This window comes from Stenotrophomonas sp. PD6 (assembly GCF_049199305.1).
Classification (GTDB): Bacteria; Pseudomonadota; Gammaproteobacteria; order Xanthomonadales; family Xanthomonadaceae; genus Stenotrophomonas.
Window position 1 is genome coordinate 242,865 of the sequence record NZ_JBLZQD010000001.1, and the last position, 23,998, is coordinate 266,862.

Consider the following 23,998-nt stretch of genomic DNA (forward strand, 5'->3'; position numbering starts at 1 on the left):
CTTCCCGCCGTGCCAGAAGCCTCACATCAAGTGCGGGCGCTCGGTGCCAAACAGCAGCTTCTTGGCCCCGTCCCGCCACGCCTGCGGGCACGATTCGCCTCGCACCACGGCGGCCACGGTGTAGGCGTAGCCACGATTGGCAGGGCTGACGCGGCCCAATGCGTTCTCTGCCTGCTGCACGCTGGCATTGGCGCGCACGGCGTCGACAAACGCCACCACCCTGGCGGCCTCGTTGGGATCGGTGGCCAGCACCTTCTCGCGCCAGGCCGCTTCATTGCCGCCATGCCGCAGTGCCAGTGCCCACATGCTCCACACCGAATCCGGATCGATACCCTGCGCTTCCGGCAGCGCCATCGCCTGCTTCACCCAGTCGACCTGGGCGCCGTCAGAGGCTGCCACCAGGCGCACGATGCGCGGCAGCAGGTTGGCATTGGCCTCGGCCAAGCTCAGTGCGCGCTGGTACTCGCCCTGATCGAGCTGGTAGTAGGCCTCGTATGGCGTGCCGTCGGCTTCATTGCTTTCCAGGGCCAGCATGTTGGCCAGGACAGCCGACTCCCGCGCCAGCTTTGCAAGCGCACCATTGCTGGCGCCCAGCATGCGCCTCACCCGTGCCAGCTCCAGAGCAGTGAACTCCGCCGTCTGCGGCACCGATGCTGCCTGCGTCCAGACCTCGTTGGCGCCCGCCCAGTCGGTGCGTTGGGCAAGCACATAGCCCGAGGCAAGCGTGAACCACGGGTTCTCTGGCCAGCGGCGATGCCCGGCCAGGAAGGCCTCGTCCTGCTCGGGGCTGTCGTCCATGCACCGAATGGCCAGATAGGCAAAGGACGCAGAGGCAGGATCGCCAGAGGCCAGCTGCTTATGCCGTTCGCATGCAGCGCTGGAGCCTTGGCTGAGGCTGACCTGCTGCTCCATGCGCAGGGTCGCAACGTCTTCGGGGTGGCGCTTGAGTCGCTCTTCGATGATGGCCTGCAGGGTTTGCGGGTTCTCCGAGACCATGGCCAGCCACGTAGTCAGATGGCGCGACTCCGGCGCATCCCAGCGCGCATGCGCCAGAATCATCGCCTGGCGCTCGCCTTCATCGCTCACCATGCCTACCTGCCGCTGTGGCGAGGCGTCGCCCACCGCCGTCACCACCGAACGCTTGCCGCCGCTCGAATGCTTCTGGGTCTGGATGGATTCTGGCGGCTCTTTCAGCACGACGTCGGCACTGGTGGCCGCCCAGCGCTGCGCGCCCAGCGGGCGCTCGGGGTTTGCAGTTGCGCCGCCATACACGGCCGACCACTGGACCATCGGCGTCGCCCCGGCCACGTTGTAGGTGAAGTGCGAACGGCCGGTCATGCGCTCACTGTCGAAGGATTCGATCAGCTGCCCGTCTGCGGTCTGGGTGACCACCCTGTGCGCGATGCCGGGCTCCACGTCCATGCTGGTGCTCTGCAGCGGCTCCAGCGCGACGCTCTTGCCGTCGATGGTGACCTGCACCGGAATGGCCAGGCCGTTGTACAGCGACACGGTGGCGGTACCGGTCAGCATGCCGAACACCAGCACGCCCACGACGATCGCCGCCGCTGCGGTGGCGCGGGCGGCGCCGGCGGCCCAGCCATCTGCGGTCTGGAACCTGTCCCACCAGCCCAGCTTGGTCTGCAGCTTGCGCTCCTGGCCGGGGAGCAGCAGCGGGTAGCCCTTGGGGGGCTGGGACGGGGCCGGTGCAGCGGGCGCCAGCTCGGTGGAATCCAGGCGCTCCACCACGGCGTCTTCGTTGGCCAGCAGGGCTTCCAGCGTCGCCGCGCGCAGCTGTGACAGCGCGCCGCAGGTGTGGTTGACCCAGTCGCCTGCATTGCGGACCCAGTTGTCCATGTTGCCCTGCACCGGCGCGCTCAGGCCCAGCTTGCCCAGCGCCTCCACCAGCGGCTTGCCGCCGTGGGCGATCACGGTCTCATCGATCACGCAACTGCCGGCGGTGTCGTAGATGTAGACAAGGGCCTGCTGCACGCGCCCGGCGGCCACGATCAGGCGGCGCAGTTCGTTTTCGGAGACGCGCTTGTCGGCGGTCACGACTTGCAGCACGTTGACGAACAGCCCGTACCCGTCGCGCAGGTCGGCCTCGGTGTGCTCACAGAAGTGCAGCAGGGCCACCTGCCCTTCCAGCAGCGCCTCCCACCCTGCCCCGCTGCGGCTCGCGGCCAGCCGGTGCAGGGTGCGGCATTCCTGGTCGTGCTGGGTGACGGCTTGTCGCAGTGGCGCGATCTCCGCATCCAGCGTGATGATGACCGGGCCGAGGCGCGAGGTGTCCAGCACCTGGTCACGCCAATGCACGCGGTTGCCCGATGCGCGCAGATGCCCCGCGCGGGCGGCCTCCATCGTGGCGCGCTCATCCTCCAGCAGCTGCAGCTGCTGCAGTGCCTTGCCATGCGCCGGCGCGTAGAGAGTGGCGATGCGGTCGCGCAGCTGGTCGTTGTTCAGCGGCTCGGCGGGGCCGAGGAACAGCTCGGCCGGCGTGGCCACGCCACGCACGAAGGAGCGCCGCAGGTAGGTGCCCTGGTAGCGTTGCTGCAGGGCGCGGATATCGAATTCGGCATCGAGCCGGCGCAGCGATTCTTCGCCATCGGCGAATGCCGGCGGGGTTTCGCGCAGCAGGCCGTTGGAGAGCTGGTGCTTGAGCGCGTCGGCGTCGCGGAACAGCAGCATGGCCGGACGTTCGTCGATGACCGCTTCCACGTAGCGCCGCTTCAGGTTGTTCTCGCGGTCGACGTTGGCCGGGTGAGTGGACCACATTTCTGGCGCGCGTACCATTGCCTGGCGGAACACGCGGTGCTGCTCGCGCTCACGCTCGGGAAGCTGCGGCGGTTCGGCATACAGGGGGTCGGGCGACACCCGGCGCAGGTTGGCCAGCATGCGTGTCTGCACGGCGAACAGGTCGGCCACGGCATGGCCGGCGGCGAACTCGCGCGAGGCGAAGCTGAGCGTGCGGCCCCAGGCATCGTCGGCAGCGCCCAAGCGGTGCAAGGCATGCACCAGGGCATCGCTGCCGGCCAGCGAAGCGGCCACCAGGTCGGCCTGGTATTCCATCTCGCGCGACAGGGCGCGCTCGGACAGCGCGACCACGCTGAAGGCGGTATCCACCAGCGAACGGATGGCCCAGACGATCAGCGACAAGGTCCAGCCGATCCACGCGATGCGGAAGTCCAGGCGCGAAACCGTCGCCAGAATCGTGTCGAGCGCGTCGCGTCGGGCCACCAGCTGGCTGGCGATCTGGTGGGCCACGTAGACCCACCGCCCCACCGCCATCGTGCGCTGGGCGAAGTGGCCGAATTCGTGGGCCAGCACGGCCTTGAATTCGCCCAGGTTCAGCGCGTTCACCAGCGGCAGGCCGATGTCCAGGTTCTTGCGCGAGGGCAGCAGCAGGTTGACCAGTGAGAGGTCGTAGAACACGCCGGCGTTGACCCGCGGCGACAGGTACACCCGCTTCGGGCGCGGCGCGCCGGCCTCATCGGCCAGGCGGTGCAGGAAGGCGAACAGCTCGGGCTGGTCGGCCGGCTTGAGCTCCATGTCCTTGGAGGTCTGACCGCGCTTCAGGAAGACCAGCCCCTTGGCCATGAACGCGACCAGGAATACGGAGAACCCGCCGACGACGACGTTTGCAAACGTGTTGCCGCCCTCCCCGGCCAGCAGGGTGCGGAACACGCGGTAGGCGGTCCAGCCGAACCAACCCATCAGGGCGAAGTAGGCAATGGCGAACGCAAGCAGGCCGGCCACGGCCAACCATGCATGGCGGCGATAGGCGGAGCTGGGTGCGGTGAGTTGCGCAGGCACGGCCGAAGGCCCCGCCGGATAGAGCGAATCCATTATGTACATCCCCCTGTTGTCCTGCTCCGTGCTGACCCCCGGACATTACACGGAGTTTACCCGGCGTCATGCCCGGTCCCGGGGCGATTGTGCACGTTGTTGAGGCGTCGCGCATCTGCCGGCAGCCCGCCGATAGGCGCCGGAACATTCGATGGTTGGGTTGCATCCCAATCAACTGCCGGGGTGGTGATTACCCCTTTATGGCATGACCTCAAACGCAGGCGGCGCGTTTCGATTTGAGGTAACGCGTCACCGTGCCGATTGCCATTATCGGCGGCGGTGCTCCTCCGCGTCCTGCGGCCGCACCACTTGTGCATCCATGCACGTCGTCGTTCGGGAAGCGACCCTACCCTGCCGTTTGCCCGTCGCGTCGGTGTCAGTCGGCAGGCGTCGCGGCCATTGCGGCTCGGATGTCATCCGTGATCCTGCAATCGCTGCCCTGGCGTCGCGCGGGCCCTGTAAGCGGTTCGATCACAGCGCCTTCGGTCTCTCTAGAACCGCGTTCGCAATGAAGCGCCAGGAACAGCGTTCGCCCGTTGCGATCTACCCATTGCTGGCCAAGGTACTCCCCGTCTGCCCGCTCGAAGGTGGGACCGATCAGCTCCGTCAGCGATCCTTGATTGGGGAGGCTTCGCAGCGCGTGGCTGTCGTTCATGGAGGCGTTGAGCCAGCTGGCGATGACCGAACCATCCATGCGATGCAGGGCTGCAACCCTGCCCGGCGCGTCATCGGCGAGGTAGCGCGACGTCCACAGACGATCCTCTCCCCAAGGGGTGATCGCGGTGTAGCGAGCCGGCAGCCGTTCGATTCCATCTGCATCCATGAAACCGTAGTAGCCATCGCGCAGGAATACGACGCCACCAGGCAGCAACGCCTCTGCATATCTGATGGTCTCGCCCACGAAGCGCTGTCGCTCTACGTCATACAGGCGAACCCCCTCCTCGTCGCTGCGCACGAGGAGCAACGCGCCATCGGCGCTGACCTGGTCGATCCAGGTGCCCTTTGGCAGCAGGTGCTGGCCGAGGCTGGCGTCGAGCCACAGCCGTGGCTGTGATTCATCGGCCAGCGTGCCGAAGAAACCGGTGGCCTCTGCGCTCAGGCGACTCAGCGGCGGCGTTTGAACCAGCAGCTTTCCTCTGCAGTCCACCAGGGTTTCCTGCCCGTCTTCCGCAATCGCCTGCCTCAGCTCGGGACGCCCGTCCACCTCTTTCCACGCGTACGCCGAGAATGGCCCGAGCACCTTGCCACCCGCATCAACCAGCTTGTCACCGGCGTCGCCCATGGTCGTGCGCCAGATACCTGGGCAGACCTCCTCGCCTTTGGTCGCGCCTGCGATTGCCAAGAAGCGCCCATCCGGGTACATGAGGCCGCCCACGGCGTCGGCTTCGCTTGCGAAGATGCCCTCGGCATCTTCACGGATGACACGATATTCCGTCGCCCAGCGTGGCCAGCTACCAAGGTCCTCAGAGGCGAGGCTGCGCGACCGCGGCGATGAGTAGCCCACCAGGTAGATAAGCGTGCGATCACCGGTCAGTTGCCCGCGCGCATCCAGTCTGCGCCACGCTCTGCCCTGCAGCCCAAGCCAACCGCCGTTGTCGAGCGGCAGAAGGTTGTCGATGCGCTCGGTCCACAGGGTGTTGCCTGTTTCATCGCGCAATGCGCAGGGTGTGCCCGGCTCGAGGTCGCAGACGAGATATTGCGCGAGGCCCGGGAACGGGCCCGCTGCCCGGAGTTCACCCATGGCGAGCTGCATGCGCAGCTGCCCGCGCGCATCGAAGATGCGTTCGCCGGCCTCCCGTGAGCGCCAGCTGTAACGTTGGGGGTGCGGCGTGATGGCCCACTCGCCGCTGCCGGGCTGCCAGTCGACGAAGGTGCTTCCATCAGCCCGCAACAGGCCGGTGCCCGCCTTGGACCAGGTGCTGAACAGTGGAGTTGGGTCCGGGTCGGCCGGGTGGCGCTCAAACGGCGCGTCGGATCGGAGCTCGACATACGGGCCCCGCAAGGAAACCCGGCCCTTGTCATCGAACCACACACTACTGCTTGTGTCGTAATCCACGGCGAGCCATCGGTCAGGCGCGATCTGTTGTGGTCGGCCAGGCCACGCCTGAATCAGCCGGCCTTGATCGTTGGCCACCACGGCGCTGTCGAATCCGCTGGCCTGCAGGATAAATGCCTGGGGTTCTTCCGCCCATGCCGGCGCGATACCGAGGGCGAGTGCCAGGAGCGCCGCCCGGGCGATGGGCGGGTGACATCTGGCGGTTCCGGCGCTGCTGGCGCCGAGCCGCTGCAGGGCGTCCTTGTCGTGCTTCGTCATCCGGTGATCTTGAGCGTCTGGTGGGCGGCCTATGGTAGCCGGCAACCTGTACTCCCCGATGGCTGACAGCTGTCACTTGTTCCGTTTCGGCGCAAAGAGAGAATTACCCCATTCCCGCACGGCGCTGTACGGCCGGCACCCACCACACGCCAAGGACGTTCCATGAACATGCTGCAGCTCTTCGTTTCGCACACCCCCCTCTGGGTCTGGGCGCTTCTGGTCTTCCTGATCACGCGCGGTGTGGCGGCCATGAAGCCGGGTGAAGTCTCGTTGGGGAGGCTGGCCGTCGTGCCTGCGCTGTTCACCGCGTGGGGCCTGTGGTCGATCAGTGCCCGCTACGGCGCTTCCTGGCAGGCGTGGGCGCTCTGGCTGGTCGGTATCGCGGTGGGGGCAGGCATCGGCTGGATGCTGCTGCGTCGTTCGACGCTCACTCCCAACCGTGCAACCGGGAAGCTGTGGCGCGGCGCGGACTACAGCCTGCTGCCACTGTTGCTGGTGACGTTCGCGGTGAAGTACGGGTTTGAATCCGCGCTTGCGATGTCGCCTACCCTTGCTGGGGATATTGGTTTCCGCGCTGCCTATCTGCTGCTGTCGGGCGGATTCACCGGCATCTTCATCGGCAAGTACCTGCGCTACCTGGCCGCGTGGCGCCGTGCGACGCCGGGCAATGATCTGCAGGTGTCAGGCTGAGGCGCATGGTTGGATCCGGTTGTGCCTGCCGCACTGCTGCATGCCGGCTGGGCTCCTGTATGCCGGCCAATCGCCGTTATCGGCGGTCGTTTGGGAAGCGACCCTACCCCATCCGAAACTGATGCGGTTGGGCAGCGCCCCGATAGGCCATGGCTACAAATGCAACGCCCGTGGCCAAGGATATGGCCAGTGGCAACCATGAGATGGCGTCGTCGCCTGCGCCCTCGCTGACTAAGATACACAGAGCCGGCAACATGGCGATTGCGAGCGCAATGGCCGGGCCAGCAAGGCGAAACCTCAGTGTGAGCCACAGTGCAGGAAACCCGTACAGCAGTAGCAGTGGCGCCATGACGACGTAACCTAGAAATGAGACAGGCAGAGCATCAGCGACAATCGTAAACGCCTGCGCGAGCGAGCTGGATTCGAACAGGGCGATGTACAGCGAAACCACCAGGCTTCCTGCGGGCACCCCACCCAGGGCGGCGACGAACAGATTCCGATAGGGGCGGCTGGGTGGATGGGTAAAGATGTTCATTGTTCCATCGCCCGCGCGGGCTGGTCGCCGCTGTGGTTGGCAGGACGCTCAGGATAGCCCATCCCCTACCCGCCCTTGGGGTGTTCCCCAGTGCCCGAAGAAACCCTATAGTTCGGTTCCCCAAAGGACGTGGTGGAATGAAATGCCTTTCATCGGAATCGGACTCCATGTGCTCGCCGCCATATTCTTTGCGGTGCATGCCATCCGCTCCGGGCAGAGCCTGTACTGGCTGATCCTTCTCTTCTCGTTCCCGCTGCTGGGGAGCGTTGTCTACTTCCTCGCAATCTACTTCCCTGAGATCCGCCATTCGCGCGGGGCGCGCCGCACCCTTCGCGCGGCAAATCAGCTGATCAACCCTGGGCAGGAACTGCGCAACGCGCGGGCCGAGCTGGAGCACACGCCCACCCTGCAGAACCGGGTGCGCCTGGCGACGGTGCTGCTGGAATCCGGCCATGTCCAGGAAGCGCGCCCGCTTTTTGAGAAGGCGGCCAGCTCGCCGCTGGGTGATGAGCCGCATATCCTGCTTGGGCTTGCGCAGGCCCGCCTTGAGTCGGGGGATGCTGCGCTTGCGGTGGAGGCGCTGGAGGGCATGTTTACACGCCATCCTGACACCCGCCGGAAGCCGCAGCCGACGCTGTTGTATGCGGAAGCGTTGGCGGCGGGCAATGCGCCGGGGACGCGTGCGGCATTCGAGCGCGCGGTTGAGTGTGGCAACGAGGCGGCTGCGCGGTGCCGGTTTGGGGAGTGGTTGCTGGCGCAACAGGATGCCGATGACCAACAGCGGGCCCGGGCGTTGTTTGCCAGCATTGTTGAGGATTCGAAGCGCTGGTCGCGGTTTGCGCGGGACCATAATGCGCGTTGGCTTGAGCGGGCAAAGTCGGTGGTCAAGGGTGGGCAGGTTGTAGGTTGATTCTTCGGCAGCCGTGCGCCTCATCGATGCTGGTCATGCGTTGCCGTGCCGATCACCGTTATCGGCGGTTGCTTGGGAACCAACCCTACCGGGCCGTGTTCCACTCGAGTTCGAAGGCCAGTTCCAGTCGTTCGCCTGCTTCCATCCTGTTTGGTGCCAGGGTGAAGCCGTCTGGCGGGCCGGTTTGGGGTTCTACGCAGGTGGCGTGTGGGGCAGCATCGTAGACCACCCAGTGGTTGGTGTTGGCTCGCAGCCGTAGGCGCTGTCCGGCGCACAGCAGGGTTATGTCTTTCTGGTTGATGAAGCAGTCGTCCCATGGACCGGCTGATGCGCTCACCAGTGGCAATTTGGCTATGCCCTCCTCGTCGCGCGGATACATGACTTCGGGCGCGAACAGCAACTCATCCGGCTTGCGGAACCACGGGTGCCAGCCGAGCACGGCCGGCATCGGCTGGGTGCCGGCCTGCACGGCGAGGCGTAGCACCAGGCCGTGCGGCGTTAGTTGGATGTGCTGCGTTGCCTTGCCACCGAAGGGCCAGTAGCCGTCCTCAGGGAGCTTCAATGACAGCGTGGCGCTGTCCGTATCGAGGCTGTCGATCTTCCAGGGAAGCGCGAAGCCCACGCCGTGGATGGCGTGTTCGCCGAAGTTCGTTGGCAATGCGTACGTCTTGCCATCGAAACTGAAACGTCCGTGCCGGATGCGCCCGGCCCACGGCACCATCGGGTAGCAGCCCCACGCGATGGTGGCCGCCCCACCCGCTTGTTCGTCCACCAGCCACTCCGCCCCGTCGTAGCGGATCTGGGCGATCCGTCCGCCCGCCTCGGGGGCAAGCGCGACCTCCAGCCTGCCCGCCCGCAACCAGTACAGGCGGCCAGCAGGCAGTGGCGCCTGCGCGTCGTCGATGGGCAACGCGCTGTCAGTTGCCATAGGGATCGATGGTCCGAATGCTGCCGTCCGCTTCGATGTGCAGCGGCGTGCACTTGACCGACCGCAGGTGGGTCACTCCGCCCGACAACAGGGAGTCGTGATAGAACAGATACCACTGCCCCTCGAACGCGCAGATGGAGTGGTGCGTGGTCCAGCCCACCACGGGCTTGAGGATGACGCCCGCATAGGTGAACGGCCCATACGGGCTGTCGCCGATGGCGTAGCACAGCAGGTGCGTGTTGCCGGTGGAGTACGAGAGGTAGTGCCGGCCGTTGTACTTGTGCAGCCAAGGCCCCTCGAAGAACCGGCGCTCATGGTCGTCGGCGCGCAGCGGCTGCCCGTGCTCGTCCAGGATGACCACCTCGCGGGTGGGCTCCGCCAACCGGGTCATGCCCGCCTCCAGCCGGCCGACGCGCGGCCCAAGCGCGGGTGCGGCTCCGGTGGGCTCCTCGTGTGCGGCGTCGTAGCGGTTCTCACGATACTTCTGCAGCTGACCGCCCCAGATGCCGCCGAAGTAGAGGTAATGCGCGCCGTCGTCGTCCTCGAAGACGGCCGGGTCGATCGAGTAGGTGCCCGCCATCGGCTCGGGGTCGGCGGTGAACGGACCCTCGGGGCGATCGGCTACGGCGACGCCGATGCGGAATATGCCCTGCGCGTCCTTGGCCGGGAAATACAGGTAGTAGCGGCCGTCGCGGTGGGCCGCGTCCGGTGCCCACATCTGCTTTGCCGCCCAGGGCACGTCACGCACATGCAACGCCATGCCGCAGTCGGTGGCCTCGCCGTCGGGGCGGTCCATGCGCAGTACGTGATAGTCCTCCATGCCAAAGTGCCCGCCCTCATCGTCGAACGGCGTGCCGGCGTCGATGTCGTGGGAGGGATAGATGTACAGCTTCCCCTCAAACACGTGGGCCGACGGATCTGCGGTGAAGATGTGGCTCACCAGCGGCTGGGAGATGGCGTGTGCGGCGAGGTGGCCAAGGTCATTTCCTTGCCGACGCTGCAGCAGGTCCTGCTCGATGCGATTTTCCATGCGTTTGTCGATCTTGTAGAGGAAGAGCATCGCCACCGCCACCAGGAACGGCAGGGAGCAGTAGACGCTCACGGTCAGGCGGATGCCGTTGACCACGCCCTCGGGCTGTTGGTCTGCGCCGGCTTGGTAGCCGTAGTACGCGAGAATGCCGGCGACCAGCGCACCCCCCACGCTGAGCCCGATCTTCAGCCCACAGAGCATCGCGGAGAAGATGATGGCGGTGGCGCGCCGGTTGTTCTTCCATTCGGAGTAGTCGGCGACGTCGGCGATCATCGCCCACAGCAAGGGGATGGTGATGCCGTAGAAGAAGCCGTGCAGCATGAAGGAAACGAATGCCACCGCCACGGCGGTGGGCGGGAAGAAGTAGAACACCAGCAGGAACACGGTGGAGACCAGCAGCGCGCCGCCAAACACATCGCGCTTGCCGAAGCGGTCGGCCAGCCGGCGTGACACGCCGATGCCGAGGATCATGCAGATGATGCCGCAGGCGTTGAACAGGCTGAAGGCCGATGTTGCAGGGTCCTCCGGCCACGCGAAGCCGGAAAGCCCCATCCCGTTGAGCGTGGCGTTCAGCCCCCCGATGAAGCGATTGAAGCCGGTACTGTCGAGGAAGCCGGCCAAGGCGGCCTCGCTCATGTAGTACTGAAAGTAGTAGATGTAGGTGCCGCCCTTCAGGGCCAGGTTGATGAAGACCAGGATCGTCAGGGCCAGCATCACCTTCCACGGCCGGTTGCGCACCAGGTCGGAAAGATCCTGCAGCACCCCACCGGTCTGCTCCTTGGCCGGCACGATGCGCTCGCGCGTGGTGGCGAAGGTGATCAGGAAGAACACCGTGCCCACTACGGCGAACACCGTCATCACCCGCTCGAAGCCCAGCACGCGGTCGCCGTCGCCCAGGATCAGCACCAGCGGCAACAGCAGGACCTGGATGATGAACTGCGCGATCATCACCGCCACGAAGCGGTAGGCCGAAAGGCTGTTTCGCTGGGCCATGCTGCCGGTAAGCACGCCGCTGAGCGCGGAGTACGGCAGGTTGTTGGCCGCGTACACCAGCATCAGCAGGCCGTAGGTGGTCAGGGCGTAGACGATCTTGCCGTGGTCGCCCAGGTCCGGGGTGCTGAAGGCAAGCAGCGACAGCACGCCGAACGGAATCGCCGTCCACAGGATCCACGGCCGGAACTTGCCCCAGCGGGTGGCGGTGCGGTCGGCGGCAATGCCGATCAGCGGGGTGAACACGAAGGCGCCCAGCAGGCCGACCACGAAGATGATCGTCGCTGCGGTGGCCGGCGGCAGCCGGTACACATCGGTGTAGAAGAACGCCAGGTAGGTGATCAACGTCTGGAAGATCAGGTTCGCGGCCAGGTCGCCCAGGCTGTAGCCCAGCTTCTCGCGGACCGACAAGGTGTGTTCCGTGCCTTCCATCCGGCGGGAATCAGTCACGGGCAGCCTCCACGGTGAACCCGGCGGTTGCGCGGACGTCCGCGCTGGAGCTCCCTACCCTGACCTCATACGCGCCCGACGGCACGGTATACGCCGCCTTCGCTTCGTCGTACTGGCGCAGCGCCTGCTTCGCATCCAGATCGAAGGCCACGGTGCGCCGCTCGCCCGGTGCCAGGTGTACACGCTGGAAACCGTGCAGTGCCTGCAGTGCATCGCCCGGCGCCGCGTCCAGCCGGCGCACGTACAGCTGCACCACTTCGTCGCCTGCGCGTTTGCCGGTGTTGGCCACGTCCACCGTTGCCTTGAGGCGCCCGTCTGCGGCGATGCGCGGCGCATCGAGGCGGAGCTTGCCATAGTCGAATGTGGTGTACGACAGCCCATGCCCGAACGGATACAACGGCTTGTCCCGGAAGTAGCGGTAGGTGCGGCCTTCCATCGTGTAATCGTCGAATGCCGGCATTGTCTGATCCGCTTTGTAGAACGTGACCGGCAACCGCCCGCCGGGATTAGTGTCGCCGAACAGCGCCTCGCCCACGGCGGTGCCGCCGCGCTGGCCGGGGTACCAGCTCATGAGAATCGCAGGCAGCGTGTCCTCGGCCCACTCCACCGCCAGCGCCGAGCCGCCGGTGAGCACCATCACCACCGGCTTGCCGGTGGCGTGCAGCGCCTCCAGCAGGGCACGCTGCGGGGCCGGCAGGCGCAGGTCGGTGCGGTCGCCGCCGGCGAAGCCGGGATAATTGACCTTCATTTCCTCGCCTTCGACATCGCCGGTGAGCCCGCCGACGAACACCACCACATCCGCGCTGCGGGCGGCGTCGAGGGCCTCCTCGAACGGCGGCTTGGCACCGGGCATGCGCCAGCCCAGCCGCACGCCTGCGTCGCGCTCGGCATCGTAGTACTCGAGCTTGATGTCGTAGGCCCGGCCTGCCTGCAGGTCCAGCTCTACGCCATCGCCGTGCAGGCGGTCGGCGTTGGCCCACTGGTCCAGCACGCGCTTGCCGTCCACGTAAAGGCGGAAGCCATCATCTGCGGCGGCTTCGATGCGGTAGCGGCCCGATACCGGCGGCAGCAACTGGCCACTCCAGCGGATGCTGAACCCATCGGCCGGAATGCCCTGCCCCGGTGCCGCCTCGCCACGGGCCAGCAGGTTGTCGGTGGGGGAGCCCCGGTCCCAGCGGAACCCGATCTGGGCATCGGTGCGCACCAGCGCCGGCGTGCCGGATAGATCGGCCGTGCGGAAGTATTCGCCGCGCAGGCCGCGTTCCGGGGAATCGGCCGAAGGACGCAGGTAGGTCGGTTCGATCAGCGGCGTCGCACTGGGGTCGTCGCGCCCTTCCACCAAGTCCACACCGCGCGCATAACGCACCTCCACACCCTTGGCCGCGTCGCGGATGCCCTGCAGGATGGTGACCGGTGCGGCCGGCGTGCCGAAGTAGTTGCCGAGTAGCGCCATGGTGTCGTCGGCGGTCGGGCCGACCACGGCAATGCGCTTGAGCGTGCGTGGCAGCGGCAGCACGCCATCGTTCTTCAGCAGCACCAGCGATTCCTGCGCGGCCTTCTGGGCCAGCGCGTCATGCGCCGGCGCCTGGTTCACCGACGCCGGTATCCGCGCCCACTTCACGCGCTCGGGCGGGTCGAACATGCCCAGCCGCATGCGGGCGGTAAACAGGCGGGTGACCGCATCGTCGATCTCCGCTTCGCTGATCAGCCCCTGCTTCACGGCGGCCGGCAGCGTGGCGTATTCCTGGCCGCACTCCAGTTCGGTGCCGTTCTTGACCGCCAGGGCGGCGGCGGCTTCGCGGGTGGGCACGATTTTGTGATGCTTCCAGATATCGACGATGGCCCAGCAGTCGGACACGACGTAGCCCTTGAAGCCCCAGTCACGTCGCAGCACGTCGCGCAGCAGGAAGTGGCTGGCGCTGGCGGACTCGCCATATACCCGGTTGTAGGCGCCCATGACCGCGTCCACCTGGCCCTCCTTCACCAGCGCCTCGAAGGCCGGCAGGTAGGTGTCATACAGGTCGCGCTTGCTGGGCCGTGCATCGAAGTGGTGGCGGTCGGCCTCCGGGCCGCTGTGCACGGCCAGGTGTTTGGCGGTGGCGTCCAGCTTGCGGTACATCGGGTCATCGCCCTGCAGGCCGTGCACGAAGGCCACGCCCATGCGCGCGGTGAGGTACGGGTCCTCGCCGTAGGTTTCCTGGCCCCGGCCCCAACGCGGGTCACGGAAGATGTTGATGTTGGGCGACCAGAAGGTGAGTCCCTGATAGCGCTCGTGCGAGCCCTCGCGCAGGAACTGGTGGTGCTTGGCACGCGCCTCGTCGCTGATGGTGGTGGCCACCTGCCCCATCAACGGCACGTCGAAGGTGGCGGCCAGGCCAATGGCCTGCGGGAACACGGTGGCCTGCCCTGCCCGCGCGACGCCGTGCAGGCCCTCGTTCCACCAGTCGTAGGCCGGAACGCCCAGCCGCTCGATGGCGGGCGCGGCGTTCTGCATCTGCGCGGCCTTCTCCTCCAGCGTCATCTGCGCGACCAGCGCCGCCGCCCGCGTTTCGAAGCTGGCCGAGGTGTCCAGCCACGGCTGCGGTTCGGCGGCGTTGCCGACGGTGGCCAGGGTGATCGCGGCGCACAGCGCCAGCGTGCGGAACATCGGGCTGGAGAGCCGGGGCCTGCGCGTCATCAGTTGCTCCTCAAGGCACGCTCATCGCGCGCGAATGGTCCCAGCAGAGCGCCGACAAAGCCGCCTGCACGATCCGTACTCAATACCGTTCCGTCCACGTCATCGGCGAGGGTCTGCCAGCCTTGCCCGTCGCCGCTGTCGAACGCGAACGCATACTTGCCCTCGTCGCCGGTGATTTTCAGGCGCAAGGACTCGGATGCGTCCAGCTCCTTGGTGGCCAGCACCTTGGTCACTCCGCTGCCGTCGCGCCCTTCGAGGAACACTGCCACACGATTCTTCCCCGCGCTGCGTACGCCAACGAAGTACCAATAGGCCTCGTTCTGGAACGCCGCCAACCCTGCCGCCACGCCCGACGCCGGGCGCGTCATCTGCGTGCTGGCCTCGAAACGCAGGTGCTGCTGGCGCCGGCCGAGGAAGGCGGGATTGCGCAGCGTGTCCAGGTGCTCCGGCAGCGGATGCACCGCCAGGGAGCCCGGACGCGCGCGCAGATCCGCCCATGCCTGTTTCGGAACGCGCACACGCAGCCATTCGTTGCCGAGCGCCAGTGCATCGAAGTTGTCGCGTACGACGAAGTTGCCGGTGGACGGCGCCTGCGCCGCGTCGCCTTGCATCCACGCAGGCGCCTTGGCCCTATACGGAATGGGTTGGCCGGCTGGCAGGATCACCGGCCAGCCATCGCGCCATTGCACCGGCAGCAGGTAGGTTTCCCGCCCGGTGTTGTAGTGGCGCGTGTCGTAGTTGCGGCTGGCCAGGAATACCGCCCACCAGGAACCGTCCGGGCCTTCCACCAGGTCGGCGTGGCCGGCATTGGTGACCGGCAACGGCCTGTCATTGGGCAGGTCGCGCTGGGTGAGAATCGGATTTCCCGCATAGGGGATATACGGCCCCCATACGTCGCGGCTACGCAGGACCACCTGGGAGTGTTGCGGCCCGGTGCCGCCCTCGGCATCGGAAAGGTAATACCAGCCACCGCGCTGGTAGAGGTGCGGCCCCTCGATCCAGATCGGGTTCTTGGCCGGCTCCACGCCGCCATCGATCAGTACCTTGCGCGGACCTACCGGCTTGAACGCGGCCAGATCGATCTGCTGCATCCAGATCGCACGGTGCCCTTCGTAGCGTGGTGCCCCCGGCGGCACATCGTTGTTGAGCAGGTAGACGCGGCCATCGGTGTCGAAGAACAGCGACGGATCGATGCCGTCGATGCTGGGCAGCCAGTGCGGGTCCGACCACGGTCCCGCCGGATCACGCGCGGTGGCGATGAAGTTGCCGCCGCTGTCGACCGCCGTGGTGACCACATAGAACATGCCGTCGTGGAACGAGATGGCGGGTGCGAAGATGCCGCGTGACACGCTCAGGCCATCGAAATTCAACTGCGACGGGCGGTCAATCACGTTGCCGATCTGCTTCCAGTGCACCAGGTCCACGCTCTCGAACACCGGGATGCCCGGGAAGTAGGTGAAGCTGGAGTTGACCAGGTAGAACTTGCCGTTGGCGGCGACGATGCTCGGGTCTGCATGGAACCCGGCCAATACGGGGTTGCGGTAGTGCCCTGCAGGCAGCGCAGTGTCAAAGGCCGCATCGTTTCCGGCGTATTCGAACCAGTCGAAGTAAACCGGTGGCGCGGGTGTGGCCGCCTGCACCGGCCATGCGGCGGAAAACAGAAGTAACGTGGCAAGCAGCAGTCGCATCACGGGGCCCCTGCTTCGGTGAGGGAGAGTTCGAACGGTCCGGCAGGTGCCCCACTGCTGTCGCGCAGGGTGCAGACCGGGCCGTCGGCCCAGCAGTAGCGGACACGTGCGGCCGTTGCGGCCCGCAGGCTGTTCAGCACTACCGCGTGGCCCTCCAGGGTGGCGTCGGCGTAGGCGCAGTGCTTCGCCTCGGCATCGCACAGCTCAAAGCCGATAGGACCGTTCGCACCCGTGGCGACCAGTGCTTCCGTGACGCCGTCGAACGCGATTCGCACCTCGACCGACGTGCGGGATACGCGACCTGGGGTCGGGCCGGAGGCTGCGACTGCCTGTTCGCCATACACCACCTGCCGCGCCACGCGCGCCAGACGCCGGCCGAGTTCCTGTTTGTTCGGCGGATGGATGTCGTAGGCATCGCCGATGTCGATGGCCAGCGCCAGACCGGTATGCGGGTCTTCCGCCGCGACGCGACGCTGCGCCTCGCGCACGTGTGCCCAACCACTTTCCGCCGGCGCCACGGGTGGCTGGCCGTAGCCAGCCAGCTGCACGACCAGCAGCGGCATCTGCGTGCCAAACCGGCTGCGCCAGTCGTCGCGCAGGCTGCGCAGCTTCGCCGCGTACGCCGGACCGTCCCCGGTGTTGGATTCGCCCTGGTACCAGAGCATGCCGCGCAGGCCATAGTTTCCGAGCCGCGCGATCATGCCGTTGTACAGCGTCGACAGGCCCGTGGCCGACTGCCACGGTGCCAGCGGCGGCGCCTGGTCACCGGGTGCTGGCCGGTACTGCCAGTGGGCGTCCAGAACGATCCGCGTGCCATCGTCCAATTGCACCGCGTGTGCGCTTGCGGGGCCGGCCAGTCCGCCGTCGCCCCAGGTGTCCAGCACGTTGACGACCACGGTGTTGGTGCCGGCCTTCAGCAGTCCGGGCGGCAGCCGGTACGACCGCGCATCGCCCGGCGCGTTCTGGCTGCCCACGGCCACGCCATTGACCCAGGTCACGTCGGTTTCATCGGCGGGCCCCAGCTCGAGTCGCGCCCCCTGCCCGGCCTGTGCAGCGGTCAGCGTCACCTGCGTGCGGTACCAGACCATGCCGTTGTACGCGGACAGCGCCGGGATGCCCCAGTGCTCCCACGCCCCCAGCTGGGCCGGTGCGACGCTCCATCCCGTGGGGGCTGCGCCGGGCTGCCAGGGTTCATCGCCGGCGGTGGCCCCCTCGCGCTGCATCCACCACTGCTCCCAGTGCGTCCCCCATTGCGCGTTCGCCGCCGCAGGATCGCTGGAATAAAGCGCCAACACGTCCAGTGCCTCGTCCATGCCGCCCTGCGCACGCAGGCCATCGGCGCTGGTCCATGCCTCGATCCGCGAGCCGCCCCATGCCGACTGGATGAGCCCCATCGGCACGTTGACGGTCTTCTGCAGCTCGCGCGCGAAGTAGTAGCAGGCGGCGGAGAAGTCGCGCACGGTGTCCGGTGACGCAGGGTTCCATGACACGGAGCTGGAGAAGCCGTTCTGCGGCGCGACGGCTGCGGCCTTCGGCACGGTGAACAGGCGGATGTCCGGATGCGTAGCCGATGCGATTTCACTGTCTGCGTCGAGCGCGCGGCGTACCGGCAACTCCATGTTCGATTGGCCGGAACACAGCCACACGTCGCCCACCTGCACGTCCTGTACGGTCTGGGTGGACTGCCCTGCCCGCACGTTAAGGACGTAGGGGCCACCTGCCGCGATGGGTTGCAGGGTCGTGCGCCAGCGGCCGTCTGCATCCGCCTCGGTGCTGACGGCTTGGCGTGCGAAGGCTACGGAGACTGTAGCGCCGGGCTCGGCACGGCCCCAGATCGCGATCGGTTGGTCGCGCTGCAGGACGGCGTGGTCCTGGAACAGCGGGTGCAACAGGGGCGTCACGGATTGTTGGGCCAGTGACGGCGAGACCCAGCCCAGTAGAACCGCTGCCAATAGCCAGCCTGACCTGCTCATCGCCCGTCTCCTGGTGCGGAAGGGAATTGCAGTGCTTCGTAGTACGACAAGGGATGCGCGGGTGCGGCTTCGCCCGGCGGTAACGGCCGGCCGCTGATGGACTGGAAGTACGCGACGCTGGCGTCGCGCCACCATTGCGCTTCGCGGAGTTGGATGTTGAGGAAGGCCGCGATCTGTTCGTGGCGTTGGGCGTCCACAGTGTGCGGCAGCGGGGCAGAGCCCCGCTCTACGGCGGTGGGTGCCACGGGCGCGGCGGGATTGCGCAGCGGGGCAGAGCCCCGCTCTACCGCGGGGGGAGCCGTTGGGGCCAGGGTTGCCCAGGTGGCTTGCATGGCTTGTACATCGCGCACGCCCTGCGAATACCGACCTATCAGTTCGTCCCATAACGGACGCCCTGAGGCCATGCGGTGATCCCATGGCACGTGGTGGAACCAGAGCAGCAGCGGCTCTGGCACTTTGGACAGGTCGCCGTACACTGCAGCTACTTCGGGAGCGTATTGGGCCACGGCGTTGCTGCCCTGCGCCGTTCGGTCGAAGCCGATGCCGTTGCGGTCGGCGCGGTGGTAGTACACGGAGGTCCAGTCCGCGCGGGGGCCGCCGTCGACCCAAGGGCCTGGCCCGTAGTGGTGCCCGCGTGCCATCAAGTGATGCAGTCCCAGCGGGGTCATGTAATTCACGGCCGCCTCGCGCGAGGCCATCATCATGCCGACGATGGGCTGCACGACCTTCGGGTCCGGCGAGAACGTCATCGCCGCCCAGTCCGCCGCGATGTCGCGGGCGGACTGCGATGGATTCCAGGCGAGGCGCCCGAAGGCGTACCAGTTGGCCTGGTCGAAATGCGAGCCACTCCAGGTGCGGTCGGTGCCGATGTTGGCGACGCCGGCCATGCCGGTCAGCGACTGCGCCACGGTGGCGCCGTGTGGGCGCTGCGTATTGGCCTTCAGTACTTCCTCGTACAGCGGCCCCAGGTAGACCAGGTGCGAGGCGAAGCCGAGATACTCCTTGGTGATCTGCACTTCCATCATCAGCGGCGTGCGCGGCATGGCTCCGAACAACGGATGGAACGGCTCACGGGGCTGGAAGTCGATGGGCCCGTTCTTCACCTGCAGCACCACGTTGGAGCGGAATTCGCCATCCAGGCCGACGAATTCGGTGTACGCCTGCGTGGCGCGGTCGGCGGGTACGTCGTGCGCGTAGACGAACGCGCGCCACATCACCACGCCGCCGTGCGGTGCCAGCGCGTCGGCCAGCAGGTTGGCGCCGTCGGCATGGGTGCGGCCGTAGTCCTGTGGGCCGGGCTGGCCTTCCGAATTGGCCTTGACCAGGAAGCCGCCGAAATCCGGAATGCGCGCGTAGATCTCATCGGCCTTGTCGCGCCACCAGCGCTGAACGTTCGGGTCGAGTGGATCGGCGGTCTTCAGTCCACCCAGTTCGATGGGGGCGCTGAAGCGTGCGCTCAGGTACACGCGGATGCCGAAGGGCCGGAATATATCCGCCAGTGCCGCCGCCTTGTCCAGGTACGCCGGCGCCAAGCTCTGCGCGCTGGCATTCACGTTGTTCAGCACGGTGCCGTTGATACCCAGCGAGGCGCTGGCGCGGGCGTAGTCCGTGTAGCGTGGGTCGCGCCATTCCGGCAGCGTCTGCCAATCCCACAGTGAGCGCCCGGCATAGCCGCGCTCGACATAGCCGTCCAGGTTGTCCCAGTGATCGAGCACGCGCAGGCGCAGCGTTGGCGATTCGCGCACGGCAAGGCCGTTCAGTGAGGCGCCCGTCTGCAGCAGGCGCAGCAGATGGAACACGCCGTACAGCACGCCGATGTCGTGGCGCGCGGCCACCAGCAGTACGTCGCGCCCCTTTATCCGCGTCGCCTTGAGCAGGTAGCCCTCGTCACCGAGCGATTCGATCTCCTCACGGAACGGTGCGATCAACGCTGACGACTGCGGGGTGCCCAGGACCACGGCGTGATTGCCGGCCGGCGTGGCGTGCAGCCCGGGGGCGCGTCCCAACAGCCCGGTCAGGCCACGCGAAAGCTCTTCGCGTGCAACGTGCTGCATGGGCGTCTTGTCTGGGGCGACCACCCCGCCCAGTGGCGTGAGGTACTGCGCCGCGAGTGCGGGTTCGAGCGGGACGTAGCGCATCCACAGAGCATACCCATCCTCCGCGCGCACGCTGGGGGTACAGGCCATCAACGCCAGCGCGGCGGCCAACATCCAATGACACCGCTCGACACGCGGACGCATCCGCAGCGTCGGCCGCAAACCTTGTAAGCTCGGGCGGTGCGCTGGATGCAGCAGCGTCACGACGAAGAACGGGAGCGCGTATTGAACAAACCGAAGAAATCGGTCCGCCGCAAAACCAGTGGCGTGACGATCGACGAGGTGGCGGCGCTGGCTGGCGTATCGCCGATGACCGTGTCGCGGGCGATCAACCAGGGCAAGGTGCGCGATGACACCCGCGAGCGCGTGATGCGCGCGGTGAAGGCGCTGGGCTATACGCCCAACCTGGCCGCGAGCACGCTGGCCGCCGCGCAGCACACGCGCATTGCACTGATCTACACCAATCCCAGCGGCGCGTACCTGCGCGAGCTGCTGGTCGGCCTGCTGCGTGGCGCGTCCAATGCGGCCATCCAGCTGGTCATCCACTACTGGGACAACCTGGATGCCGCCGCCGAGCGCAAGGCCGCACGTGCGTTGAACGGTCGCGTGGACGGCGTCATTCTGCCGCCGCCACTGTGCGAATCGCCGGTGGCCGTGACCGAGCTGGTCAAGGCCGGCATCCCGGTGGTTGCCATCGCGTCGGGTCACCTGCGCGACGACGTCTCCTGCGTGCGCATCGACGACTTCCATGCCGGCAAGGAGATGACTGAACATCTGATCCAGCAGGGCCATACCCGCATCGGCTTCATCCGCGGGCGCAACGACCTCAGTGCGAGCGCGCGCCGCTACGATGGCTTTGTCACCGCCCTGCACGACGCCGGCCTGGAGGTCGAACCCGGCCTGGTCCAGCAGGGCGACTACACCTACCGCTCGGGGCTGGCGGCGGCCGAGCTGCTGCTCGCTCACCCCCGGCCGCCCACCGCGATCTTCGCCAGCAACGACGACATGGCCGCCGCGGCGATCTCGGTCGCCCACCGACGCGGCCTCGACGTTCCCCGCGACCTGTCGGTGGTGGGCTTCGATGACACCTCCGCCGCTACCACCGTGTGGCCCGAGCTCACCACGCTGCATCAACCCATCGCCGAGATGGCCGACGCGGCCATCGATATCCTGCTGCGTACCATCCGCCATAGAGGCGACGACACGCGCGTCCTGACGGACCACGTGTTGCCGCATGGGCTGGTGATGCGCGACTCGGTCGCGCACCCGCCCAGGCGGTGATGGCGCAGCAGGCAGCGTCACTTGCCGGGGCACGCGACGGTGGCTTCCGCTTCGTTCAAGGCGCCCAGCGCGACGCGTGACACCGAAACCGTCATCGCGCCTGCGCTACCCAGCGACCAGGGGCGGTCCAGCTTGCCGACATCGGCGCCTGCCGCTGCCAGGCACTTCAACGGCACGCCCACGCGCTTCCACTGCCCCACCGGCAGCTTGGCCAGTGCAGGCCCCACCGGAACCCGGGCGGTGCAGCCGGCACCACAACCCACCGCAAGCCACGCCTCGCCCTTGGGCGCAGCGTCCACCCGCAGCGTGGTCAGCAGCATCAGGTCGCCATTGCTCTCGCGCTGCAGGTCCAGCGGCACGTGCGACTGCACCGCGACGGTGGCCTCGCCCTTGCCCGACCACGCCAGGCGGCGCGCGTCTTCCTGCACCAGGTGGTCCACGCCGGTGACCTTCAGCAGGTCGCCGTTGAGCGCCTCCGGCACTTTGGTGACGGTCACGCCCTGCCCCGTGGCGTCTTCCAGGCGCAGGGCCATGCCGGAACCGGCATCGCCGCGGGCGAAGAACACACCGGCGGCGCCTTCGTTGCCGGTCACGCCCGAGACTTCCGGCAGTGCGGCCAGGTCGCCGTTGTCGGCGTAGGTCAGGCCGAAGCCGAACGCGAACTGCGGGTCGTAGTCTTTCTGACCCACGTTGTTGGCGTACTGCACCGCCGTGCGCGGCCAGCTGAAGCTCAGTTTCCCCTTGAAGTCGTGCTGCACGCTGCCGTCGGGGGTGCGCAGCAGCACGTCAGCAATACCACCACCTTCCGAACCCGGCAGCCACGCGGCCACGAACGCATCGGCGGCGTTGATCTCGCGGTTCACCCACAGCGGCCGGCCGCTCAGGAACACGGCAACCACGGGAATGCCATCGGCCTTCAGCCGCTTGATCAAGGCAAGATCGGACTCGTCGCCCGGCTTGTATGCCAACGTCGCCAGGTCGCCCTGGAATTCGGCATACGGGTTCTCGCCGAACACCACCACGGCCACATCCGGCTTGGTCGTGTACTTGCCGTCCACGGCCAGCACTGCTTCACCGCCTGCCGCCTTGGCCTGCTGCGCGAAGCCTTCGAAGATGGTGTCCGCGTTCGGGAAGTCCTTGCGGGTGGTGCCGGTGCCCTGCCAGTTCAGCGTCCAGCCGCCGGCCTGCTTGCCGACATCGTTGGCCCCGTCACCGGCCACCAGGATGCGTTGCTTCGGCGCCAGCGGCAGCACGCCGCCCTGGTTCTTCAGCAGCACCAGCGATTCGCGCACGGCCTGGCGGGCAACGGCCCGGTGCTCCGGTGCGCCGATGAGCGCGAACTGGCCACCGACCGCGCGCGACGACGGCTTGCCCGCCTCGAACAGGTTCAGGCGCATCTTGACCCGCAGGATCCGGCGCACCGCATCGTCCAGGCGTTCCTGGGAGATGGTGCCGGCCTTCGCGGCGGCCAGCGTGGTTTCGTAGAAGCCCTTCCAGCTGTCCGAGGCCATGGCCATGTCCAGGCCGGCGTTGATGGTGGCCGGGCAGTCGGTGGTGGTGCAGCCCTTGACCTGGCCGTGGCCGTTCCAGTCGCCCACCACGAAGCCGCCGAAGTTCATGCGGCCCTTCAACGCGTCGGTCAGGTACGCCTTGTGGCCGTGCATCTTCTCGCCGTTGACGCTGTTGAACGAGGCCATGACGGTCTGCGCGCCCGCCGCGATCGCAGTCGGATAGCCGGCCGCATGGATGCGCACCAGCTCGGCTTCGCTGATCCGCGTATCGCCCTGGTCCTTGCCATCATGGGTGCCGCCATCGCCCAGGAAGTGCTTCACCGAGGCGATCACATGGCGGCCGTCGAGGAAGGTGGGCGAGCCGACTTTGCCCTGCAGGCCCTCCACCACCGCGCCGGCGTAGCTGGCCACCACCTCGGGCGATTCGGAATAGCCCTCGTAGGTGCGCCCCCAGCGGTCATCCTGCGGTACCGCCACTGTGGGCGCGAACGCCCACTCCATGCCGGTGGCGCGGGTTTCCAGCGCGGTGATCTCCCCGATCCGCCGCACCAGGTCCGGGTTGCGCGCCGCGCCCAGCCCGATGTTGTGCGGGAACAGCGTGGCGCCGACGATGTTGCTCTGCCCGTGCACCGCGTCGATGCCGAACAGCACGGGGATTGCCTTGCCACCCTGCGAAGTGTCCATGGACGCTTCGTAGAATGCATCGGCCAGCGCCAGCCATTTCGCCGGCGCGGCATCATAGTGGCCACCGGGGTCGGAATTGCCGCCGGCAAGGATGGAGCCCAGCCGATACTTGCGCACGTCGTCCGGCGTGATGCTGGCGATGTCGCCCTGCACCAGCTGGCCGACCTTTTCCTCCACCGTCATGGTGGCCATCAGGTCGGTGATGCGCTTTTCCAGCACCGGGTCGTCGGGCAACGGCCAGGTCACCTGGGGCCAGGGGTTGGCGTCGGCCTTGGACTCGGCTGGGGTCGGGGCGGCCGGCGTGTCGTCGCCCTTGCAGGCGGCGAGCGCAAGCAGCAGCGTGGCCAGCAGGAACCCGGTGCGGCGCGTGGCGTGGTAGTTCGTCATGGTGCTCATCC

The 23,998-nt window shown here is 67.2% G+C and carries 13 protein-coding genes and 1 pseudogene; 3 read left to right on the forward strand and 11 right to left on the reverse strand.

Going from position 1 to position 23,998, the window contains the following annotated elements:
• Positions 1-21 precede the first annotated feature (21 nt).
• Entirely contained in the window at positions 22-3,843 is a 3,822-nt protein-coding gene (locus ACOZHM_RS01015) for a M48 family metalloprotease (protein WP_421567053.1), read from the reverse strand.
• 376 nt (positions 3,844-4,219) lie between these two features.
• Complete coding sequence (locus tag ACOZHM_RS01020) at positions 4,220-6,157, reverse strand: hypothetical protein (protein WP_421567055.1); 1,938 nt, start codon at positions 6,155-6,157, stop codon at positions 4,220-4,222.
• A gap of 162 nt (positions 6,158-6,319) precedes the next feature.
• On the opposite strand from ACOZHM_RS01020, the gene ACOZHM_RS01025 reads away from it, so the two are divergent.
• The gene (locus ACOZHM_RS01025) at positions 6,320-6,847 is read left to right on the forward strand and encodes a DUF6622 family protein (RefSeq protein WP_421567057.1); all 528 of its coding nucleotides are present in this window, start codon (positions 6,320-6,322) and stop codon (positions 6,845-6,847) included.
• A 103-nt stretch (positions 6,848-6,950) separates the two neighbouring features.
• On the opposite strand, the gene ACOZHM_RS01030 is transcribed toward ACOZHM_RS01025, so the two are convergent.
• A complete protein-coding gene (locus ACOZHM_RS01030) occupies positions 6,951-7,382 on the reverse strand; it encodes a hypothetical protein (protein ID WP_421567059.1) in 432 nt (143 codons plus the stop codon).
• A gap of 142 nt (positions 7,383-7,524) precedes the next feature.
• Here ACOZHM_RS01030 and ACOZHM_RS01035 point away from each other — a divergent pair, with 142 nt between their 5' ends.
• Positions 7,525-8,292, forward strand: a complete 768-nt coding sequence (locus tag ACOZHM_RS01035; protein WP_421567061.1) for a hypothetical protein — start codon at positions 7,525-7,527, stop codon at positions 8,290-8,292.
• 85 nt (positions 8,293-8,377) lie between these two features.
• Here the strand turns inward: ACOZHM_RS01035 and ACOZHM_RS01040 are convergent, their stop codons facing one another.
• The 7 genes and pseudogenes from ACOZHM_RS01040 to ACOZHM_RS01070 all read right to left on the reverse strand — a co-directional run bounded on the left by ACOZHM_RS01040 (position 8,378) and on the right by ACOZHM_RS01070 (position 20,238).
• Positions 8,378-9,220, reverse strand: coding sequence for an aldose 1-epimerase (locus ACOZHM_RS01040; protein ID WP_421567063.1), 843 nt, complete (start codon positions 9,218-9,220; stop codon positions 8,378-8,380).
• Positions 9,210-10,226 (reverse strand): glycoside hydrolase family 43 protein, encoded by a 1,017-nt coding sequence (locus ACOZHM_RS01045; RefSeq protein ID WP_421567465.1) that lies wholly within the window; start codon positions 10,224-10,226, stop codon positions 9,210-9,212. Before ACOZHM_RS01045 ends, ACOZHM_RS01040 begins: the two co-directional genes overlap by 11 nt.
• Positions 10,200-11,672: pseudogene (locus tag ACOZHM_RS01050) on the reverse strand (MFS transporter); the annotation flags it as partial. The pseudogene ACOZHM_RS01050 and the gene ACOZHM_RS01045, both read right to left, overlap by 27 nt.
• Before the next feature lie 10 nt (positions 11,673-11,682).
• Positions 11,683-14,337, reverse strand: a complete 2,655-nt coding sequence (locus ACOZHM_RS01055; protein WP_421567466.1) for a glycoside hydrolase family 3 C-terminal domain-containing protein — start codon at positions 14,335-14,337, stop codon at positions 11,683-11,685.
• Between the two features lie 29 nt (positions 14,338-14,366).
• On the reverse strand, positions 14,367-16,055 hold the full coding sequence (locus ACOZHM_RS01060; RefSeq protein WP_421567065.1) for a glycoside hydrolase family 43 protein: 1,689 nt from the start codon (positions 16,053-16,055) through the stop codon (positions 14,367-14,369).
• A complete protein-coding gene (locus tag ACOZHM_RS01065) occupies positions 16,055-18,028 on the reverse strand; it encodes a sialate O-acetylesterase (protein WP_421567067.1) in 1,974 nt (657 codons plus the stop codon). The genes ACOZHM_RS01060 and ACOZHM_RS01065 overlap by 1 nt, the downstream gene beginning before the upstream one ends.
• Positions 18,025-20,238, reverse strand: a complete 2,214-nt coding sequence (locus ACOZHM_RS01070) for an alpha-glucuronidase family glycosyl hydrolase (protein WP_421567069.1) — start codon at positions 20,236-20,238, stop codon at positions 18,025-18,027. The genes ACOZHM_RS01065 and ACOZHM_RS01070 overlap by 4 nt, the downstream gene beginning before the upstream one ends.
• A 111-nt stretch (positions 20,239-20,349) precedes the next feature.
• Between ACOZHM_RS01070 and ACOZHM_RS01075 the strand changes: the two genes are divergently transcribed.
• Entirely contained in the window at positions 20,350-21,405 is a 1,056-nt protein-coding gene (locus ACOZHM_RS01075) for a LacI family DNA-binding transcriptional regulator (RefSeq protein ID WP_421567071.1), read from the forward strand.
• A 17-nt stretch (positions 21,406-21,422) separates the two neighbouring features.
• On the opposite strand, the gene ACOZHM_RS01080 is transcribed toward ACOZHM_RS01075, so the two are convergent.
• Positions 21,423-23,996: a glycoside hydrolase family 3 protein gene (locus ACOZHM_RS01080; RefSeq protein WP_421567073.1), complete on the reverse strand. Its 2,574-nt coding sequence runs from the start codon at positions 23,994-23,996 to the stop codon at positions 21,423-21,425.
• Positions 23,997-23,998 lie beyond the last annotated feature (2 nt).

Bases quoted from the DNA above. Each gene is read 5' to 3' on its own strand.
- ACOZHM_RS01060 (WP_421567065.1), bottom strand. From the start codon at position 16,055: ATGCGACTGCTGCTTGCCACGTTACTTCTGTTTTCCGCCGCATGGCCG.
- ACOZHM_RS01025 (WP_421567057.1), top strand. From the start codon at position 6,320: ATGAACATGCTGCAGCTCTTCGTTTCGCACACCCCCCTCTGGGTCTGG.
- ACOZHM_RS01040 (WP_421567063.1), bottom strand. From the start codon at position 9,220: ATGGCAACTGACAGCGCGTTGCCCATCGACGACGCGCAGGCGCCACTG.
- ACOZHM_RS01035 (WP_421567061.1), top strand. From the start codon at position 7,525: ATGCCTTTCATCGGAATCGGACTCCATGTGCTCGCCGCCATATTCTTT.
- ACOZHM_RS01030 (WP_421567059.1), bottom strand. From the start codon at position 7,382: ATGAACATCTTTACCCATCCACCCAGCCGCCCCTATCGGAATCTGTTC.
- ACOZHM_RS01020 (WP_421567055.1), bottom strand. From the start codon at position 6,157: ATGACGAAGCACGACAAGGACGCCCTGCAGCGGCTCGGCGCCAGCAGC.
- ACOZHM_RS01080 (WP_421567073.1), bottom strand. From the start codon at position 23,996: ATGAGCACCATGACGAACTACCACGCCACGCGCCGCACCGGGTTCCTG.
- ACOZHM_RS01070 (WP_421567069.1), bottom strand. From the start codon at position 20,238: ATGTTGGCCGCCGCGCTGGCGTTGATGGCCTGTACCCCCAGCGTGCGC.
- ACOZHM_RS01065 (WP_421567067.1), bottom strand. From the start codon at position 18,028: ATGAGCAGGTCAGGCTGGCTATTGGCAGCGGTTCTACTGGGCTGGGTC.
- ACOZHM_RS01015 (WP_421567053.1), bottom strand. From the start codon at position 3,843: ATGGATTCGCTCTATCCGGCGGGGCCTTCGGCCGTGCCTGCGCAACTC.
- ACOZHM_RS01055 (WP_421567466.1), bottom strand. From the start codon at position 14,337: ATGTTCCGCACGCTGGCGCTGTGCGCCGCGATCACCCTGGCCACCGTC.